This window comes from Gilvimarinus sp. 1_MG-2023 (assembly GCF_030548285.1).
On sequence record NZ_JAUOSC010000796.1, the window covers coordinates 1 to 289 of the forward strand.

General features: G+C 54.0%; 1 protein-coding gene. It reads left to right on the top strand.

Annotated features, from left to right (window positions below; all coding sequences use genetic code 11):
- The coding region (locus Q4563_RS19075) for a hypothetical protein (protein WP_303605631.1) at positions 1 to 259 on the top strand (259 nt) is incomplete at its 5' end.
- Positions 260 to 289 lie beyond the last annotated feature (30 nt).

Below are 289 nucleotides of genomic sequence, written 5' to 3' on the forward strand. Positions count from 1 at the left end.
CCTCCGTGATATCAGCTTTCTCAGCACCATCAAGCTGCTGGTTCATCCACTGGCGGTGATGTTGGTATTGATGCTGTGGCCCGACTTTGACCCGACATTGCAAACCCTCACCATTGTTTATGCTGCCTTGCCCATGGCGGCGCTGTTTCCGATGGTTGGCAGTCATTACGGTATGCGCAACTTCTGTTCCAGTGGCTTGTTGGTGGCAACGGTGGCGTCATTTTTCACCCTTACAACGGCGCTGTTATTGCTGCTCTAGGGCGGCTGCCGCAAACCGCAGCAACACAAT